Below are 17249 nucleotides of genomic sequence, written 5' to 3' on the forward strand. Positions count from 1 at the left end.
GATACATCCAAAACAAAAACAACACAATAGTATCCTTTTGTGAATTAAAGGAGTGTATGCATGATTAATTCAAGTAGGATAATGAATGCTCAAGCCATTATTGGCATTTTTGGAAGGGTGCTAACGTTTAATGGTTCTGAATTATTGAATGTCCAAATAAAAAGAGATGGTCCAACACTATTCATTGAATTATCTACTAAAGAGATGGTCAAAAATAAGCCTAAACGATGGAATGAATGGGACATAGTATATGTTGAGATGTCGTTTTTTGGTGTAAGAGAATTAGAAATCAATTCATTTGGAACTATGAATGAAATTAAACAGTTCGAAATGGAAGACATAGGGGAAGAGGGATCTATAAAAATTCAGTGTAGTAATAAAATGTCTATTACGTGTTTATTTGACTGGGCAAGGATTGAGCAAATAAAGCCTGGTTTAATAGGTACACCATAAGAACGATGGTAGAGTGGGTGGATTGGTATGAACGTATATGAAGAATTTATTGAGGGTATGAAACAGAATAACTTGAATAAAGAAGCAATTATTGATGTTTTGAATAGATATGTAAATGGACATGATTTTTTACAACGCTTAGAAAATTTTAAAAATAAAGAAGGAGAGCGTCGGGAGTATAGAGGAGTAATTTATTCGGATGAATATGAACAAGATGATGATGAGTATTTTGGACGACATCACGTTTTATTTTATTCAGGGAATGGTGATGAAGACTATGATATTGTGAATGATGAGGAGTTGTATCCGTATATCAGTGCTGCATGTGAATTTTACATAAGGAAACACGCTGAGAAGGAAAAGATCATTAAAGAATTATTATTGAAAATAAAAGAAACATATAGTCATAGTCAAAGCCCTTCAGAATAAATCTAAAAGGCTTTTTTACGGGCCATTATAAGCGGAAGGAGGAATTTTTATTCTTGCTTTGCAACTTTAAAATAATAAATAGTTGTTCCGTGATAAATTATGCTAACGATAGAAAAAATGAGTTGCGGAGCTTATATGATAAAACCATTAAACATCCGTGTTTCTTGTATCCGCCAGAGGAGGAGAAAAATTGGCTTCGTATGTTTTATTACTAAAGGAATATGAAGATGATGAAAATGTCGTTTATAAATTTGGACCTAATGAAGAAATGATGGGTAAAATTGAGTTAAATAAAGTAACCAAGAAGGTTCTAGAGTTGGAAAGCTTGCCAGAGCAAAACATTGCTTCTACATTTTATTTTGATCGAGCCGCTCAAAGGTTAGCAGTTTGTCTTATAAGAGAAGGTGGCTTATTTCCAGAAAAAGCAGCTTTTGAGTCATGATAAATATAATAAAAACTTTTAATGAATAGTTACAAGAGAGCTTTGTGTTTAAATAAATTAAGTCAGTAATGTCAAGGGCAAGGTTGAAAAACGTTGCCTTTTAGGTATTGATGCTAGACAAAGGAGGAGTGATACTATGGAAGATTGGGAATATAACGAAATATTTGAGGCGATTAGAGAAGATTATAGCGATTATTTAAAATTAAATAAAGGACATGAGTATGCAATAGCAAGAACAATTAATGATTATATAAACCTTGGAAAAGTAGAAGACTTCATTGTGGATACTGCTGTAGGTGAAATATTGTTATTCAAAAATAAAATCTTCAATGGATATGTGGAATGTATCACCCGAAGGCTAAGCATGTTTAAAGATATAGAGGGTACAAATGAATTGACGCAAGAAGAAAGAGAAGACTTGGCTAACAGGATAGAAAACGTATTGGATGGTCTCAGTGAAGTGAAGGTAGATTATAATCCTTATTCAAAGTAATTATCTGCAAAACGGAAGGAGGAAATCACATAATGAGTACTAGTTTTGATGATGAAAACAAGTTGATTCAAATGTACGAACAAAAAGGACTCAACAAGGGCTCAGTTATTGATGTGCTGAGTGATTTTGTGATGGAGTATGACTTTGTTAGGGTACTAGAAGGTTTCCTAAAGGAATATGTCGAAAGACGGGATTATATGGGGGTAGTATATTCAGATGAATTTGATAAAGAGGATGAAGAGTTTTTTGGAGAAAACCATGTTTTATTTTACTATGGTGTAGATGCAGAGGGAGAGGATACTGTAACGCACGAAGAGTTATACAAATATCTTCAAACGGCGTGCGAATTTTACATAAAAAGGTACGCTGAGCATACTGAGGACGTGGAAGAACTCCTTTTAAAGATAAAAGATCAATATGATATAAAAGATTAATCGCTTGCTATAATTGGCTAAATGCTTTTTAAGTTTTGTAACGTAGAAATTGTATACAAAGGACAAGGTTAAAAACGTTGTCCTTTAAACGTTCAGTCACCTATTAGTAAATGTTATTTTAAACTATCTATATAGTAGAAATAGCAATGAAATGGTGAAGAAGCTAATCAATAAGGAGTGAGTTTTAGTGAAAATGGAAAGAATGCATGAAAGTTTATCCATTGAAGATTTAGAACGATTTGAGCATAGTCATTCTATTACAATTCCAAGAGAGTATAGAGATTTTTTACTGGAATATAACGGTGGTTATCCAAATCCAAGTGTTTATAAGATATCTGAAAAGCTGGGTGAAAGTATAGTAAACATTTTTTATGGAATTGGAACCATGTATGACAATTTAGAGAAAAAGTTTGATCTTTTCAATGAAATTGTAGAAGCAGGGTTTATGCCAATAGCAGATGACCCAAGCGGGAATCAAATATGTATTGGGATCAGCAACCAGTATTTCGGACAAGTCTATCATTGGGCTCATTGTGAGGAAACTGAAGAAATGGAAAATATATATTTTTTGTCAAATAGCTTCAACGATTTTCTTAATTGTTTATATGAGGACTGATCATTTTACATATAAAAAAAGAACGGTTGTAACAGGTGGCACGAAAGGAGAAGTAACATGAAAAAAGAAAAAAACATAGAGGTTACAAACGAATATAATGATTCTGTCTTTTTGACTGATGGAGTCAGTATTGATGAAATAAAAAAGGGAGAAGATACGATCAACGTAAACTTGCCAGATAGTTATCAAATGAATTTAAATGCTTTTGGTCAAGCAACGGAAGAATCAATAGGCAAATTAGAAGAACTTTTGGGGTTTTTACTTCCGGAAGATTATAAAAAATTTTTAGTTGAATATAACGGAGGAACTTCAAAAGTAAGATATAGTAAATTTTTTGTTGAAGAATTAAATCAAGAAATTCCTTTAGATGTTTTGTATGGGATAGGTGTAACAAGAACGTTTGATTTAATTAAATGCTATGAAGAGTTTGAAGAAGATATGTTGCCGTATACTTTGGTAATAGGAGATGATCCTGGTTCGGGACTTATTGTACTTATTACTGATACGGAAAAGCACGGTGTGTATTACTGGGACCACTCTCTTTCTTTCCCCCAATCTTGTGAAGAAGAAAATACATATAAAGTAGCCCATAGTTTTAAGGATTTTTTAGACGAATTAATTCATCCGAGATAACAGGGCGTAAAGAAACAGAACGAACATATGCTGAATGATTAGAAAAAGTCTTAAGTGAAGGTGATGTTATTGGCAATGAAAGATGCTATGAGCAACTATTTTAAGGTAAGAAGAGAATATTTTGAAAAAGGTTTGGATTTCCTATTTAAAACAACCTACAACGAAAATGTTCAATCAATGATTTATCAAGGGGAAGTGGATGAAGACGAAGAAATTTTATGGAACCCTGTTCCAAAAAATAATCATAGCGATATAACACCACTTGAAGAAAGGTTTGATATTACATTTCATTCTTCAATTGACTGCTATTTTAATTCCTACTGGTTTGCGGAGTTAGATGGTTTTCTGGATAGCCATTACATCACGTTAGAAGCTGTATTATCAAATGTTGAATTGGATACGTTTGAAAGGAACTTAAAGGGATATAAAAGAAATCGCGATAAGCTTGATAAGGTTCCTATAGGTATAGAAGGCAATGGTTTGGTAGTTGTGATTGATACCCTCAGCGGCAAAATTGAATTAGAAGATTTTGAACGAGGTTGCTTTAAAGAAATTGTAAACTCCTTAGAAGATTTAATTTCTAGCCTGCGTTTACAAAGATAACAAAAGTATGTAAAAAAAAGAATTAAATTATCACCTACAGAAAGGGAAGGCATGGAATGAAGATTGAATTGTTAAATGCAGTAGACCAAGAGTTGGAAATGTACCCTGAAGCTTTTGGCGGGGCTGTTGAAAGTGAGGAAGTGATACAAGCTGAAGCTAAGCTAAAAGTGAAATTACCAGAGGATTTTAAAAGGTTTCTTTTGAGGTATGGTTCGGGGGCAATTGGTGAAGCGGTTGTTTTAGGGTTAAGAGAGGCAGAGTTTGTGTCTACATCATCATTTGTAGATAAATCTATACAGTTCAGAAATATGTTGCCTCAAGGATACGAGCATTTTGTTGTGATTGGAGTAGACAGTGCGGGAAATCCAGTAGGCTTTCAATATCCTAATAAAGAAATCATCATAGTTGATTTTGACTTTGGCGGAAAAAACGTTATAGCCGGAAGCTTTGAAGAATATCTAGAAAAAGCGATTGGTGAAGAATTAAATATCCATTTCTGATTGGAGTTATGGAATAGTCTCTATTTATAAGGAGGAATTAGATGAGAAAAGATTTAGAGTGGGAATATGCTGATTGAGAAGTATCAGAAAATGAGGTTGAAGAAAGTGGAAGGCAATTAGGATTCCACTTACCTAAAGATTATATTGATTGTGTAAAAATAAATGGAGGTGCTAGCGTATTACCAGCAGAATTTAATGTAGGCAACGTAGAGCGTTGTTTTGGTAGTTTATTTAGCTTTGATAAGAAAAGCAGTGAGTACATTGTTCAAAAATATGAACCATATAAACCTATGCTTCCGCAAAAGGTTTTTCCTATTGCGAATGATCCCGCTGGAAATTTAATTTGTTTAGATTATAAAAATAATATAGACAACCCGATTGTGGTATTTTGGGAACACGAAAATGCCCCTGAAAAAGAAGTGTTAATGGAAGAGAAAGGTTTAACGGAAGAACAAGTGGAAGAACGTGCAAGGAGCAATGTATTTTACATCGCAGATACGTTTACGGATTTTTCAAGTAAATTACATGATTGAAAAGCTTTTTGTAAGTGCACGTTGATTTGCTAAAGTCTCTAAAGGGTATTTTTGTGGAAATGCTTCATCAAAAAAATGCTCGAGCGTATAACAATATGTCACTCGTCCAAATTTGGAGGGTTTTCTTTTAAATATTCAAATATATATATAGTCTATGTAAAAGTCAACATACATGTTAGGTTTTATAACATAAATTTCTGAATAATCATTTACTTATTCACTTATTTCATGGTATGTTATATGACATAGATATTGTAACTTGCAATATCTGTTGAGAATTAGCTGTTGTAATATATACTTAATTTTTCTAAAAATGCACCTGGACGAGCCGGTGCTCTATACATATATATATACATCTACGTATAACTAGTCAAAAAGAATACAGGCATTTCTATTTATAGTGATGTTTGTTCATTCGAGTGAGTATAGTTATAGTAGGTGAAATTTTTAAGAAGGTTATTTTGGGTTTTGAGCTGAATTTTTGGAATAGTTTGTTATTTTATTAATCGATGCTTTGCCATTTAGAAGTAGGTATAAAAGTTTACTAATAAAAGAAAATGCAGACGGAATTTAATAAGTTTTTTGGAATTTGTGGGCGATTTTCTCACTTTTTTATCATTTTTGAATAGTTTATAATCATCAGACAATTATACTGTGATATAGTTATAAGTGAGACAGAAAAAGGTGTGTTCTTAGGTCGCACCTGAATTTTTTTACTACGTAAGCAGGAGCGCCTACATCTTTTTACAAATATAGGGGATGAGGAAGGTTATAATGAGCAACGTACAGAAAAAAACAGACGTTATCTTAATTGGTGCCGGAGTCATGAGCGCAACTTTGGGATCATTACTCAAAGAGTTAGCACCTGAATGGGACATTAAAGTATTTGAAAAACTCGCAGACGCAGGGGAAGAAAGCTCGAACGAATGGAATAATGCAGGGACGGGCCATTCTGCGCTGTGCGAACTAAACTATACATCAGAAAAAGCTGATGGATCTATAGATATAACGAAAGCGATCCGAATTAATGAGCAGTTTCAGCTGTCAAGACAGTTTTGGTCTTATCTGGTAAGCAGCAAGTTGATTCGCAATCCGCAAGACTTTATCATGCCAATTCCGCATATGAGTTTGGTACAAGGGGAAAAAAATGTATCGTTTCTGAAAAAGCGTTTTGAAGCGCTGTCAAACAATCCGTTGTTTCAAGGAATGGAGTATTCCGACAGTCCTGACAAACTAAAAGAATGGATTCCGTTAATCATGAAGGGGCGCACGTCAAACGAACCAATTGCTGCAACTAAAATTGATTCGGGAACAGACGTAAACTTCGGTGCTTTAACACGCATGTTGTTTGACCATCTGAAGAATAAAGGGGTTCACGTTCATTACAAACGAAGTGTAAAAGATATTAAACGTAAAAGTGACGGTATGTGGGAAGTGAAAGTCGCAGATGTAGACAGCGGCAAAGTTGAGTACCACACGGCAAAGTTCATCTTTATCGGAGGCGGAGGCGGAAGCTTGCCTTTACTTCAAAAAACAGGTATTCCTGAATCCAAGCATATTGGAGGATTCCCGGTAAGCGGATTATTTATGGTATGCAATAACCCTGAAGTCATTGCGCAGCATCACGGGAAAGTATATGGAAAAGCCAAAGTCGGAGCTCCGCCAATGTCGGTTCCGCACCTTGATATACGCTATATTGATAATAAAAAGACGCTGTTGTTTGGTCCATTTGCCGGCTTCTCGCCGAAATTCTTAAAAACTGGTTCAAACTTGGACTTAATCAGTTCTGTAAAGCCGAATAATATTTTAACCATGCTAGCAGCAGGCGTCAAAGAAATGGCGTTAACGAAATACCTGATTCAGCAAGTGCTGTTATCAAATGAAAAACGTGTCGAAGAACTGCGTGAGTTTATCCCGAACGCGAAAAGCGAAGACTGGGATATCGTCGTAGCAGGCCAGCGTGTTCAAGTAATCAAAGACACGGAAGCCGGAGGTAAAGGAACGCTTCAGTTTGGTACAGAAGTTGTAAGTGCCGCTGATGGTTCTGTTGCTGCACTTCTTGGGGCTTCTCCTGGTGCGTCAACGGCGGTTCACGTTATGCTAGAAGTATTGGAAAAATGCTTCCCAGAAAACATGAACAAGTGGGAGCCAAAAATAAAAGAAATGATTCCTTCCTACGGCATGTCATTAGTTGATCATCCAGACTTCTTTAACGAAATTCATGCGTCCACTTCACAGACGCTTGGTTTAATTAAAAAAGAGTCTGTTTATAGCTAAAGATTTTACGCCGCAACAAACAGTACATGTGTATGTGAAGAAATCTACAGGCGTGCACAAACACCACCTTTTCTTGAGGTGGTGTTTTAATGGTCTTTATATGTAGAGTTTGATTTAAGAGTGGTATTGATTGCTTCCAGGCTGAAGTTTCAAATGCTTCCACGCCGCAATTGCATCATCGCGGCTTTTTCCATTGTTTTTCGGATCCTTAAAAAAATCGCGAATAAAGCGGTTGTACTCAAACTGAGGCGCAATTTCTTTTTGATAAGAAGGCTGCTTTTTTCGTTTTTCTTCTTCATGCCACGCTTTTACCACATCTCGATAGGTTTTCCCTACATTTTCTTTAAAGTAGTTTTGAATATACGTGGAAAAATGAAACGTAGGATGAATGGCTTTTTTAAAAAAAGCCCGTACTTCTTGACTGCAGCGGTGATTTTCCCCAATGACGGTATCTAATGTTAGCGGCGCTTGTGTTTTAGAGGACGAACGTTTTTTAGAAGGTGATTTTGATTGTTGAGTGTCACCGGTTGTTAAAAACACTTCAATTCTTTTTGAAAGTTCCATTTTAGATCCAGACGGGCTCATGTTGTTTTCTCGACAAAATTGTTGCAGCTCGGTTTTGAGCCAGTAAAAATCCGTGAAGTCATTGATAGATAAATTTTTTGTAAGTTCAGGTCGCATCGTTTTCACCTCCATATATTTACAAAGTAATTATAGAACGTTTGTTCTCGTGGGTCAATTGTTTTTAGAGAAGTACGAAGCAATGTCTTTTATGTTTCTTCCTACATAGTGAGAAGAAATAGGCTGTTTATTCATCTCTCTTGCCCAAATAGAAAGCTGGCCGATGTGATGGATTTCATGAATGATGATGTGATGCAAAATGTCAGCTTCCGTGTAAGAAGTAGAATCCCAAGGGACTGTTACGTACCTTTTGTTGGAAAAATTCAAATGACTTAGAAAGTCGGCAATTTCGGGTCTATGTGCAGAAGAGAGTACTTGAAGCTTTTCGAGCGTATCGTGTTCTTCAAAAGAAAGAACGATATCTGGTTTACCTTGAATGGCGCGTATCCAGCTGTCTTCCACATCAATAATATGAAACAGAGTTTGTAAAATGCTGCCCGTTCCTCCAGTCCGCTTCTTCAACAGTTCTTCTCTAGAAAGTTGATAACACCAGCTAAACCATTCATCTCTCACTTGCCAATTATATTCAAAAAAATGAATCATCTACCACACCTCACATGTTTTTTTACCTCTTACTAAATTAGATTAAGGCTTGTAAATTCCTTTGTAAAAAGAAGAAAAAACGTCTAGGCAAGAGATCTCTTGCAAATTCCAAAATCAAACAATTACAATAATAGAAAGGAGTTGATTGCATGAAGCTACATAAAAAAGTACTTTCTACGATTCTAGGAGGAGCTGTCGGAGACGCTTTAGGCGTTCCAGTTGAGTTTAAAAAACGCGATACATTTCGGATCACAACTATGACAGGCTACGGTACATACAACCAGCCTAAAGGAACGTGGTCAGATGATACATCTCTGACGATGTGCTTGATTGATAATTTACTAGACAAACAAGATGAATATGATTTGATGCAAAAGTTTGCGAACTATTGGTCGGATGGCTACTGGACGCCGTACGGAGAAATGTTTGATATTGGCATCGCAACAAGCGAAGCGATTCGCCGCTATAAAAGCGGGCTTCCTAAAGAAGAGTGGGGAGGAAGCGCTGAATACGACAACGGAAACGGAGCGCTTATGCGTATTGCTCCGCTTGCGTTTACACTATGTGATGAACCTAGCTTTACAAAAAGAAAAGAAGAAATAGAAAGAATTGCTCACGTCACGCACCGCCATGTGCGCTCTACGCTTGGCTGCATTATATACGTGGAGCTGCTTATTCGTCTTCTTGACGGCAACGAGCCTTTTGAAGCATATGAAAAAGCGGTAAATCTCTGTCAAAAGCAGTTAACAGGTACGGAGTATGAAGCAGAGTTTTCTGCGTATGAACGAGTGTTAAACCTAAGTTTGCCGCACGCAGCAAGAAATGAAATCGGGTCAACTGGATACGTCGTCAGCTCGCTAGAAGCATCTCTTTGGTCTTTTCTGCAAAGTGATGACTACAAAGAATCTGTACTTACTGCTGTGAATTTAGGAGAAGACACGGACACAATAGGCTTTATTACAGGTACTATGGCAGGAGCATATTATCAGCTGGATGGCATTCCTGAAGAGTGGGTTTGTCAGCTTGCTAAAAAAGAAGAGTTGATAGGAGCTTGTAAGAAATTTGCAGATGCGTGTGTATGAAAAAGACAATGAACGTAAGCTGTATTTCATGAAAAAGTCAGATAAGGAGTGTTTTTTTGAAGAAGATTTTTCTTATAGCTAGTATCTTGATTATCGTATTTGCTGGAGTATATACATTTGTAAGAATGAGTGCATCGTTGGAGGCTAAAGCCGCTGGCTTTGCCAAGAATAAAAAAGTTCAGCTGATTTCTATAGGTAATAAGAGCTCTCTAGGAGACATTGAAATAGAACAAATCCGTATCAACGGAAACAAAACGCCCGAATATGCAAAAATACAAGTAAGCAATGATAAAAAAGGGTTCCTTCTTGGAGACTTTACTAGCGAAGAAACAAAAGGCTATACGTTTAAGAGCTTGCAAAGTGTGAAGCTGCAGCCGCATACAGGTCCTGACGAACAGCTAGAAAGATCGTACAAAGGAAAAGAAAGTGATCAGATATATGCGCTTTCTCTTGCAGATAATATAAGTATACAAGAAGTAACCATCTCATACCGCCACCTAGGAATCTCACATCAGGAGACAATTTCTACTGGGTTATAATAAGAGCCGATAAGCAGCTTACCTAGATGGGTGAGCTGCTTATCTTTTTTTAAGAATCTACCACAATTCAATTTGATTTACAATCCCTTTCTCTCTTAATTTAAAGAATATTCAAACAATATTTTTCCTTTGGTAACGGAAAAATATTGCGTTTAATTGAAAGCGTTTTCAATATATAGTGAAGGTAACAAGAAAACATCTTAGCAAGATACTTATCTCACTTATGGATGTTAATCAATCACTGATCAAGGGGGAATTAGAAATGAATATTTTACTATGCTGCGCAGCAGGGATGTCTACAAGTTTGTCAGTGACTAAAATGGAAAAAAGCGCAAAAGAAAAAGAGACAACGTGCAAAATCTGGGCAGTACCAGGAGACGCGGTTAGAAATCATATTGATGATGCAGATATTTTACTTTTAGGTCCGCAAGTGCGTTACTTGCTTCCTCAAATGAAAAAGTTAGGAGAGGAAAAAGGAATTCCAGTAGAGGTTATTAATCCGGTTCATTACGGAATGTGTAACGGAGAAGAAGTGCTAAAATCTGCTGAGCAGTTAGTTTCGAAATAGGAGGGAATCAATTGAGCAAAATGAATCGTGTACTTGAAACATATATTATGCCGCTTGCTGGCAAAGCTGCCCAGCAGCGTCATCTTCAAGCATTACGAGACGGTATGGTCCTGACGATGCCGCTTATTATTATCGGTTCACTTTTCTTAATTTTAGCCAATTTGCCTTTTCAAGCCTACACAGATTTTTTAACAGAACATCCTAAGCTAAAAGCAAGCATTTTATACCCGTACCGAGGAACGTTTGAAATTATGGCTTTAGTAGCTACGTTCGGGATTGCCTATCGCTTAGCAGAATCGTATAAAGTGGATGCACTTGCTTCAGGTGCAGTGTCTTTAGCTGCTTTCTTTGTCGGTACACCTTTTGTTTCGTATACGATTGGAGAAAACGCAGATGGAACGGCTATGGTCGAAACAGCTTACCAAACGGCGATGTTTACAAGTAAAGGTCTTTTTGTGGGGATGGTTATAGCTATTATTGCAACAGAAGTTTACCGGAAGATTATTCAAAAAAATATTGTGATTAAGCTTCCAGAAACCGTTCCACCAGCTGTCGCTCGTTCATTTTCAGCGTTAATACCAGGGTTTGGCGCTGTAATGGTTATATGGATGCTGCGTTTGCTTGTAGAAAACGTCGGAGACTTCGGGAATTTACATAATGTCGTGACGGTTTTACTGCAACAGCCTTTAACTCATATTGGTACAAGCTTAGTTGGTACGATTCTGATTTTTATCTTAATTACTCTTATGTGGAGTACAGGGCTACACGGTGCGACGATTGTTGGTTCTGTCATGACGCCTGTATGGCTTACGCTAACAACGGAAAACGCAACCGCTCTTGCTTCTGGTGAGCCAGTGAAGCATATTGTAACGAATGAATTTAACGATATTGTGTTTGTAGGAGGGTCCGGCACTACGCTTTCTCTTGTGCTGGCGATGGTCCTGTTTGCGAAAAGCCAGCAAATGAAGCAGCTAGGAAGATTAAGCATCGGACCGGGCTTCTTTAATATTAACGAACCTGTTATTTTTGGAATGCCTATCGTATTAAATCCGATTATGATTATTCCGTTTATTTTAGCACCACTTCTATCGGTCATTATTACGTATGTATCGATGGATATCGGCCTCGTTGCAAAGCCAATAGGAATTGTCACGCCGTTTACAATGCCGCCGGTGATTAGTGGCTACTTAATTACAGGAAGCATATCAGGGGCTGTTCTACAGCTTGTGCTAATGGTGGTATCGTTTGGCGTCTATTTTCCATTCTTTAAAATGTGGGACAAACAAAAACTTATAGAAGAAACCGGAGCTTCTATAGATCGTTCACCGGTAAAAGAAGAACAGCAAAGTGTTGTATAACGTATTTTAAAATCATTCATTATAGCGGAGGGATTGAAATGACAAAAGGAATTAAAATTGTAACCATTGGCGGAGGTTCAAGCTATACGCCGGAGCTTGTCGAAGGATTTATTAAGCGCTATGACGAGCTGCCTGTACGAGAGCTTTGGCTAGTAGATGTAGAAGAAGGAAAAGAAAAGCTAGAGATTGTTGGGAATCTGGCAAAACGAATGGTTGAAAAAGCAGGAGTGCCAATTGATATTCATCTTACGCTGGATCGAAGAAAAGCGTTAAAAGATGCCGACTTTGTCACTACACAATTTCGCGTAGGATTGTTAGACGCAAGAATGAAAGATGAACGAATTCCGTTAAAATACGGCGTGATTGGGCAAGAAACGAATGGACCGGGCGGATTATTCAAAGGGCTGCGCACAATTCCTGTGATTTTAAGTATTGTGAAAGATATAGAAGAACTGTGTCCAAATGCGTGGCTTGTAAACTTTACGAATCCAGCTGGTATGGTGACAGAAGCCATTTTACGCTATAGCAATCATAAAAAAGTAGTGGGCTTATGCAATGTGCCAATCGGTATTCGTATGGGGATTGCTAAAGCGCTAGAAGTAGACGAAAGCCGCGTACAGGTTAGCTTTGCCGGGTTAAATCATATGGTCTTTGGGTTAGATGTCTTTTTAGACGGAGTGAGCGTGAAAGATCAAGTGATTGACGCCATGGCAGACCCGACGAATGCGATGTCTATGCGAAATATCAAAGGGATTTCATGGGATCCTGACTTTATTAAAGGCCTAGGGGTTATTCCATGCGGCTATCACCGCTATTACTATAAAACAAACGAGCTGCTGCAAGAAGAGCAAAATGCAGCTGAGCTCGAAGGCACACGAGCTGAAGTAGTGCGCGCGTTAGAAAAAGACTTATTTGAGCTCTATAAAGATCCTAATCTTGCAATTAAACCGCCTCAGCTTCAAAAGCGAGGAGGCGCGTACTACAGTGATGCTGCATGCAGCTTAATTTCATCTATCTATAATGATAAAGGCGATATCCAGTCTGTAAATACCGTTAACAATGGGGCAATTTCCAGCATTCCAAATGATTCTGCTGTTGAAGTGAGCTGCGTGATTACAAAAGAAGGGCCAAAGCCAATTGCAGTCGGTGATTTACCTGTAGCTGTTCGAGGACTTGTGCAGCAAATCAAATCTTTTGAACGCGTCACAGCCGAAGCAGCGGTTACGGGAGATTACAATACCGCGCTTGTTGCAATGACAATCAATCCGTTAGTCCCATCTGATACCATTGCCAAGCAGCTTTTGGACGAAATGCTAGACGCGCATAAATCTCATTTACCGCAGTTTTTTAACTCGGTGAATGTCTAATACGTATAGTGAAAAAACCTTTGACAACGAGTCAGAGGTTTTTTCATTTTTATAGTATACTTTATATACAAAATCAACATCAAAGAAAGGTGATCACAGTGCCAAATGCATGGGATGCAGAACAAATTGTATCAGCACCGCTTGCCAAAACGCTAATCGAGACGCAGTTTCCAGAACTTGCGCCCGCTGTAATTTCACTGCTTGGCTACGGCTTTGACAATACGGTTTATCAAGTAAACGACCGCTTTGTGTTTCGGTTTCCAAGAAGAGAACTCGCAGTAGGACTATTAAAAACAGAAAATCAGCTTTTACCAAGCCTTGCTTCTCAGCTGCCGCTATCCATTGCAGAGCCCATTTTTTTCGGTAAGCCGAATGCAGGCTATCCTTGGCCGTTTATGGGCTATCACTACGTGCAAGGAACTCCGCCTGCACGATTAACAGAAGAAGAACGCATACAATCCGCTTCTGTACTAGCAAGGTTTCTTCGTACGCTACATCACTATCCTCATTTAAAAGCCCAAGAGCTCGGCGTGCCGTTTGATGAGCTGAGTCGGCTTGATATGGTGAAGCGAAAGCCGGCGCTAGAGAAATATGTCAAGCAAATGAAGGAGCGTAATCTTTATTCAAAACAAGAGATTCTTGAAGACTATGTAAATGGCATACAAGAAATTCACTATCAAGAAAAACATGTACTGGTTCACGGAGATCTTCATATTAAAAACATGATTGTTGATCAAACCAATATGGTTTCAGGCATCATTGACTGGGGAGATGTTCATATTGGTCACCCGGCAGTTGACCTAGCGATTGCCTACAGCTTTTTACCTCCTAAAGGAAGAGCATGTTTTTTTAAAGAATACGGAAAAGTAGACGAAGAAACGTACAGAATGGCAAAATGGAAAGCTGTATTTACAACCGTAGTATTTGTGGCGCACAGCTACGATCAAGGAGACAAACAAACGTTAGAAGCGGCTCTAGAAAGCTTAAACCTCATTTTTCAAGAGTAATAAAACTGTAATAAAATTTTTGTTAAATTCCTGTATAGTTAAAAAAGGATAAAAATAAAAACAACAGGTGAAGCAAACGATGAATACAAGCCACTGGAATAAATCAGCAGCGCAGCTGCTAGAAGCATGGATACAGCTATATAAGGAAAAGGAATTTCTTATTGGAGAAACGGAATCTTTAAACATGCTAAAAGAAGAAGTAGACGGGATGGATAAAGAAAAATTTCTCTCCATAGTAGAACGTCAGCTGCAGAAAGTGTATGAAGAACTGGAAAAAGAACGTACAGAGTATAATATGAGCAACATTGAATATACAATGGTGACGTTTCTTTCAAACGATTATCCGGAGTACATAAACAAGCGTCAAAGCAATATGAAACAGCTCCAACAGTTAACAAGCATACATAGAAGTGTTACAGAGCTTTTCGGAAAAGAACTCATTTCTGAAGCTGATATGGTAGCGTTTAGAAACGACTTTTTTCAACTAACAGAAAAACACGCTAACACGTCATCGTTAAAAGAAATGAAGGAAAACTGGAATACGTATTTGTCAGCGTTCGTTGACTTTCAAAAAAAGCATGAACATGTAAAACAAGCGATAGCCACAGTACTCGAAGAAGACAAGAGCTTGAAGCAAGAATGGCATCAGCTAAGCAAAAATAAAGTAGTGACCAAACAAAAAGCGACCGCCTTTCGCACAAAGCAGCATGAGCTAAATGAAAGTATTCGAAAAGCCACGACTGCACAAAAACAGTTACTCGAACTGCACTGGCCTGATGCTCGCAGCCAGTTTGATGCCTTGCAAGAAAAAATGAGTAAGAGTCTTTCTACTGTGCTGAAAGAAACGCAACGCAGTATGGAAGTCATTAGCCAAAACGATGCAAATGAACACGCCAAGTTAAAGCAATCACTTAACGACTTAAATGCAGTCCACAAAGTCGACGTTCATCAAACGTGGTTAGCGGCTTTTATTAAAAAATCACGACCATTTTTTAACGAACTGAGTGAAGATATAAAGGCTACTCGGTGTCAGGAACTGTGGAATCGAATTTACGGTATGTATAAAGGAATAGCAGTAAACGAATTTATTGTTACATACGAAGAATTTTTAGCACTTCAGCCGCTTGGTAGTGTAAAAAGCACGGAAATACCAAGGCCATTAGCTCGGTTAAAGGTAGATATAGAACCTGTTACGCTGCCATCCTACGCAGACTTTCCCGTGCTCAAAAAGCAGCAATCATCACGGCGCACTTTTCCTATTTTAATAGGAGGCGCTATTGTTATGGTCTTATTGCTGACGATTGTATATATGAATCGTGACAATCAAACGGCAGAAACAAGCTCAGATATAAAAGAAACGACCAGCACGACGTCGTTAAAAAATGAACAGACTAAACCAGCTGCCTTAAGTAAAACGGATCTTGAAAACTTTTTTATCTCCTATAAAGCCGCTTACTTTTCAAGTTTAAACAGCGGAGACTTTAGTGGGATGGCGCCTTATATTGACTCGGGTCAGCCAGTTTATAAACAGCTAAAAAGCTATATCACATCACTTGCCGGAAAAAACGTATCGTTTGCTAACGATCAGTTTCTCGTGACAAAAACAGAATCACATGACGACGGAACCTACGACATTTATACAAAAGAAGTATATACGTTCACCGACTCATATGATGCAAGCACGCAGTTTAAAAAAGAACGAATTTATCATGTGAAAGCTGCAGGTAAAGACAAACTTCAAATTACTAAAATTGATACATTAACAGATGAGCAGAAGCCGGTGGAAGAGTGAACGGTTTCTGAGAGATTATGAACAACCGCTAGTTCCTTTTGGGGAGCTAGCGGTTGTTTTGGTTGGAGTCGGTTTTTCCTTTTTTTGTAGAGTGGTAGGAACTATTTATGAGTCTTTCATTGATTGTGTTCATGCTTCTTCCAGTAGAAGTATGGTAGTATCGAACATGTATAAAATATAGGTCGGAACATAAGTAAAAGGAGGTGCTATGATGAAAAAACGCACCAAAACAGTTAGTGCAGTCATTGCTGGAGCTACTATTTTAATAGGAGGTATATGGATGATAAATGAAACCCGTTATCCAAATGTCCCCGCTTTTAATGATCACTTTACACGAGAATTCTTAGATAAAGGCAAAAAAGCAGATAACGAGTTTTACGAGTTCAAGTCAAAGACAGGGCAGTATACGATGTGGTTTCCAGAGGAGTATCAGTTAATTCATGAAAATAAAGAAGACTATGCTATCAACGGTCAGTTTTATGAGCGATGGGTGGCTTCTTCGGGAAATTTCTTTAATAATAAAAATGAAGTTTCATACATGAACGTAGAACTGGCAGAGAAGGTAAAAGAAAATGAGGAGGTAAATGTAGAGAGTCTGTTCAAAAAGAACCTACATGTGAATCAACCAAAAAAGATAGAAACAGCGCATATCAGTATATATTACGATTCAGCATATACATATTTTAAAGGAACTGAAGAAAAAGTTGTAAAGAACAATATTAAGTATGTTCCAAATACATACGTAGCATATATAGCAGATAAAAATACGGATAAAGTAATCGAGCTTTATTACAAATATACTGGAGATCATTTAACAGAGAAACAAGGGGAAAAACAAGATAAGTTGATTGTGAAAATGCTGAAAAGTGTAAAGTTTTAATAGGTGAAACGAGAAAGAA

General features: G+C 37.5%; 20 protein-coding genes and 1 pseudogene. 19 read left to right on the forward strand and 2 right to left on the reverse strand.

Annotated elements, in window-relative coordinates; genetic code table 11:
• Positions 1 to 60 precede the first annotated feature (60 nt).
• The 11 genes and pseudogenes from ACFX40_RS12310 (at position 61) to ACFX40_RS12360 (ending at position 7413) form a co-directional block, all read left to right on the forward strand.
• Positions 61 to 453: an immunity 50 family protein gene (locus ACFX40_RS12310; protein WP_098524911.1), complete on the forward strand. Its 393-nt coding sequence runs from the start codon at positions 61 to 63 to the stop codon at positions 451 to 453.
• A 27-nt stretch (positions 454 to 480) separates the two neighbouring features.
• On the forward strand, positions 481 to 882 hold the full coding sequence (cdiI, locus tag ACFX40_RS12315) for a ribonuclease toxin immunity protein CdiI (protein ID WP_377255058.1): 402 nt from the start codon (positions 481 to 483) through the stop codon (positions 880 to 882).
• Between the two features lie 190 nt (positions 883 to 1072).
• Entirely contained in the window at positions 1073 to 1324 is a 252-nt protein-coding gene (locus tag ACFX40_RS12320; protein ID WP_033579280.1) for a hypothetical protein, read from the forward strand.
• A 136-nt stretch (positions 1325 to 1460) separates the two neighbouring features.
• The gene (locus ACFX40_RS12325; RefSeq protein ID WP_377255061.1) at positions 1461 to 1817 is read left to right on the forward strand and encodes an Imm3 family immunity protein; all 357 of its coding nucleotides are present in this window, start codon (positions 1461 to 1463) and stop codon (positions 1815 to 1817) included.
• Positions 1818 to 1849: 32 nt separating this feature from the next.
• On the forward strand, positions 1850 to 2251 hold the full coding sequence (gene cdiI, locus ACFX40_RS12330; RefSeq protein WP_377255063.1) for a ribonuclease toxin immunity protein CdiI: 402 nt from the start codon (positions 1850 to 1852) through the stop codon (positions 2249 to 2251).
• Between the two features lie 193 nt (positions 2252 to 2444).
• Positions 2445 to 2867, forward strand: coding sequence for an SMI1/KNR4 family protein (locus ACFX40_RS12335; RefSeq protein ID WP_377255698.1), 423 nt, complete (start codon positions 2445 to 2447; stop codon positions 2865 to 2867).
• Between the two features lie 189 nt (positions 2868 to 3056).
• Positions 3057 to 3500 (forward strand): SMI1/KNR4 family protein, encoded by a 444-nt coding sequence (locus ACFX40_RS12340; protein WP_377255701.1) that lies wholly within the window; start codon positions 3057 to 3059, stop codon positions 3498 to 3500.
• Between the two features lie 87 nt (positions 3501 to 3587).
• The gene (locus ACFX40_RS12345) at positions 3588 to 4103 is read left to right on the forward strand and encodes a SecY-interacting protein Syd (protein ID WP_028408199.1); all 516 of its coding nucleotides are present in this window, start codon (positions 3588 to 3590) and stop codon (positions 4101 to 4103) included.
• A gap of 56 nt (positions 4104 to 4159) precedes the next feature.
• Positions 4160 to 4603, forward strand: coding sequence for an SMI1/KNR4 family protein (locus ACFX40_RS12350; RefSeq protein WP_377255066.1), 444 nt, complete (start codon positions 4160 to 4162; stop codon positions 4601 to 4603).
• A gap of 41 nt (positions 4604 to 4644) precedes the next feature.
• Positions 4645 to 5136 (forward strand): annotated as a pseudogene (locus ACFX40_RS12355) (SMI1/KNR4 family protein).
• Positions 5137 to 5910: 774 nt separating this feature from the next.
• Positions 5911 to 7413, forward strand: coding sequence for a malate:quinone oxidoreductase (locus tag ACFX40_RS12360; RefSeq protein ID WP_377255069.1), 1503 nt, complete (start codon positions 5911 to 5913; stop codon positions 7411 to 7413).
• A 114-nt stretch (positions 7414 to 7527) separates the two neighbouring features.
• On the opposite strand, the gene ACFX40_RS12365 is transcribed toward ACFX40_RS12360, so the two are convergent.
• Positions 7528 to 8094 (reverse strand): DUF6434 domain-containing protein, encoded by a 567-nt coding sequence (locus tag ACFX40_RS12365; RefSeq protein WP_377255072.1) that lies wholly within the window; start codon positions 8092 to 8094, stop codon positions 7528 to 7530.
• A 54-nt stretch (positions 8095 to 8148) separates the two neighbouring features.
• On the reverse strand, positions 8149 to 8637 hold the full coding sequence (locus tag ACFX40_RS12370; protein ID WP_377255075.1) for a DinB family protein: 489 nt from the start codon (positions 8635 to 8637) through the stop codon (positions 8149 to 8151).
• Positions 8638 to 8786: 149 nt separating this feature from the next.
• On the opposite strand from ACFX40_RS12370, the gene ACFX40_RS12375 reads away from it, so the two are divergent.
• The 8 genes from ACFX40_RS12375 to ACFX40_RS12410 all read left to right on the forward strand — a co-directional run bounded on the left by ACFX40_RS12375 (position 8787) and on the right by ACFX40_RS12410 (position 17230).
• Positions 8787 to 9719, forward strand: a complete 933-nt coding sequence (locus tag ACFX40_RS12375) for an ADP-ribosylglycohydrolase family protein (protein ID WP_377255078.1) — start codon at positions 8787 to 8789, stop codon at positions 9717 to 9719.
• Between the two features lie 56 nt (positions 9720 to 9775).
• Positions 9776 to 10258: a hypothetical protein gene (locus ACFX40_RS12380; protein ID WP_334035733.1), complete on the forward strand. Its 483-nt coding sequence runs from the start codon at positions 9776 to 9778 to the stop codon at positions 10256 to 10258.
• Between the two features lie 262 nt (positions 10259 to 10520).
• The gene (locus ACFX40_RS12385; protein WP_377255081.1) at positions 10521 to 10826 is read left to right on the forward strand and encodes a PTS sugar transporter subunit IIB; all 306 of its coding nucleotides are present in this window, start codon (positions 10521 to 10523) and stop codon (positions 10824 to 10826) included.
• 11 nt (positions 10827 to 10837) lie between these two features.
• Positions 10838 to 12184 carry a PTS cellobiose transporter subunit IIC gene (gene celB / locus ACFX40_RS12390; protein WP_025751578.1) on the forward strand — a complete coding sequence of 449 codons (1347 nt, stop codon included), beginning with the start codon at positions 10838 to 10840 and terminating at the stop codon, positions 12182 to 12184.
• 38 nt (positions 12185 to 12222) lie between these two features.
• Positions 12223 to 13551 carry a 6-phospho-beta-glucosidase gene (locus ACFX40_RS12395; RefSeq protein ID WP_377255085.1) on the forward strand — a complete coding sequence of 443 codons (1329 nt, stop codon included), beginning with the start codon at positions 12223 to 12225 and terminating at the stop codon, positions 13549 to 13551.
• Positions 13552 to 13649: 98 nt separating this feature from the next.
• A complete protein-coding gene (locus ACFX40_RS12400; RefSeq protein ID WP_377255088.1) occupies positions 13650 to 14558 on the forward strand; it encodes a phosphotransferase in 909 nt (302 codons plus the stop codon).
• 79 nt (positions 14559 to 14637) lie between these two features.
• The gene (locus tag ACFX40_RS12405; protein WP_377255091.1) at positions 14638 to 16350 is read left to right on the forward strand and encodes a TcaA NTF2-like domain-containing protein; all 1713 of its coding nucleotides are present in this window, start codon (positions 14638 to 14640) and stop codon (positions 16348 to 16350) included.
• Between the two features lie 208 nt (positions 16351 to 16558).
• Positions 16559 to 17230, forward strand: a complete 672-nt coding sequence (locus ACFX40_RS12410; RefSeq protein ID WP_308280729.1) for a hypothetical protein — start codon at positions 16559 to 16561, stop codon at positions 17228 to 17230.
• Positions 17231 to 17249: the final 19 nt, after the last annotated feature.

Source organism: Priestia sp. YIM B13552 (genome assembly GCF_042787775.1).
In the GTDB taxonomy this organism is placed as follows: domain Bacteria; phylum Bacillota; class Bacilli; order Bacillales; family Bacillaceae_H; genus Priestia; species Priestia megaterium_E.

Excerpts from the sequence above, each read along its gene's own strand:
- ACFX40_RS12310 (WP_098524911.1), top strand. The coding sequence starts at position 61 with ATGATTAATTCAAGTAGGATAATGAATGCTCAAGCCATTATTGGCATT.
- cdiI (WP_377255058.1), top strand. The coding sequence starts at position 481 with ATGAACGTATATGAAGAATTTATTGAGGGTATGAAACAGAATAACTTG.
- ACFX40_RS12325 (WP_377255061.1), top strand. The coding sequence starts at position 1,461 with ATGGAAGATTGGGAATATAACGAAATATTTGAGGCGATTAGAGAAGAT.
- cdiI (WP_377255063.1), top strand. The coding sequence starts at position 1,850 with ATGAGTACTAGTTTTGATGATGAAAACAAGTTGATTCAAATGTACGAA.
- ACFX40_RS12335 (WP_377255698.1), top strand. The coding sequence starts at position 2,445 with ATGGAAAGAATGCATGAAAGTTTATCCATTGAAGATTTAGAACGATTT.
- ACFX40_RS12340 (WP_377255701.1), top strand. The coding sequence starts at position 3,057 with ATGAATTTAAATGCTTTTGGTCAAGCAACGGAAGAATCAATAGGCAAA.
- ACFX40_RS12345 (WP_028408199.1), top strand. The coding sequence starts at position 3,588 with ATGAGCAACTATTTTAAGGTAAGAAGAGAATATTTTGAAAAAGGTTTG.
- ACFX40_RS12350 (WP_377255066.1), top strand. The coding sequence starts at position 4,160 with ATGAAGATTGAATTGTTAAATGCAGTAGACCAAGAGTTGGAAATGTAC.
- ACFX40_RS12360 (WP_377255069.1), top strand. The coding sequence starts at position 5,911 with ATGAGCAACGTACAGAAAAAAACAGACGTTATCTTAATTGGTGCCGGA.
- ACFX40_RS12365 (WP_377255072.1), bottom strand. The coding sequence starts at position 8,094 with ATGCGACCTGAACTTACAAAAAATTTATCTATCAATGACTTCACGGAT.
- ACFX40_RS12370 (WP_377255075.1), bottom strand. The coding sequence starts at position 8,637 with ATGATTCATTTTTTTGAATATAATTGGCAAGTGAGAGATGAATGGTTT.
- ACFX40_RS12375 (WP_377255078.1), top strand. The coding sequence starts at position 8,787 with ATGAAGCTACATAAAAAAGTACTTTCTACGATTCTAGGAGGAGCTGTC.
- ACFX40_RS12385 (WP_377255081.1), top strand. The coding sequence starts at position 10,521 with ATGAATATTTTACTATGCTGCGCAGCAGGGATGTCTACAAGTTTGTCA.
- ACFX40_RS12395 (WP_377255085.1), top strand. The coding sequence starts at position 12,223 with ATGACAAAAGGAATTAAAATTGTAACCATTGGCGGAGGTTCAAGCTAT.
- ACFX40_RS12405 (WP_377255091.1), top strand. The coding sequence starts at position 14,638 with ATGAATACAAGCCACTGGAATAAATCAGCAGCGCAGCTGCTAGAAGCA.
- ACFX40_RS12410 (WP_308280729.1), top strand. The coding sequence starts at position 16,559 with ATGATGAAAAAACGCACCAAAACAGTTAGTGCAGTCATTGCTGGAGCT.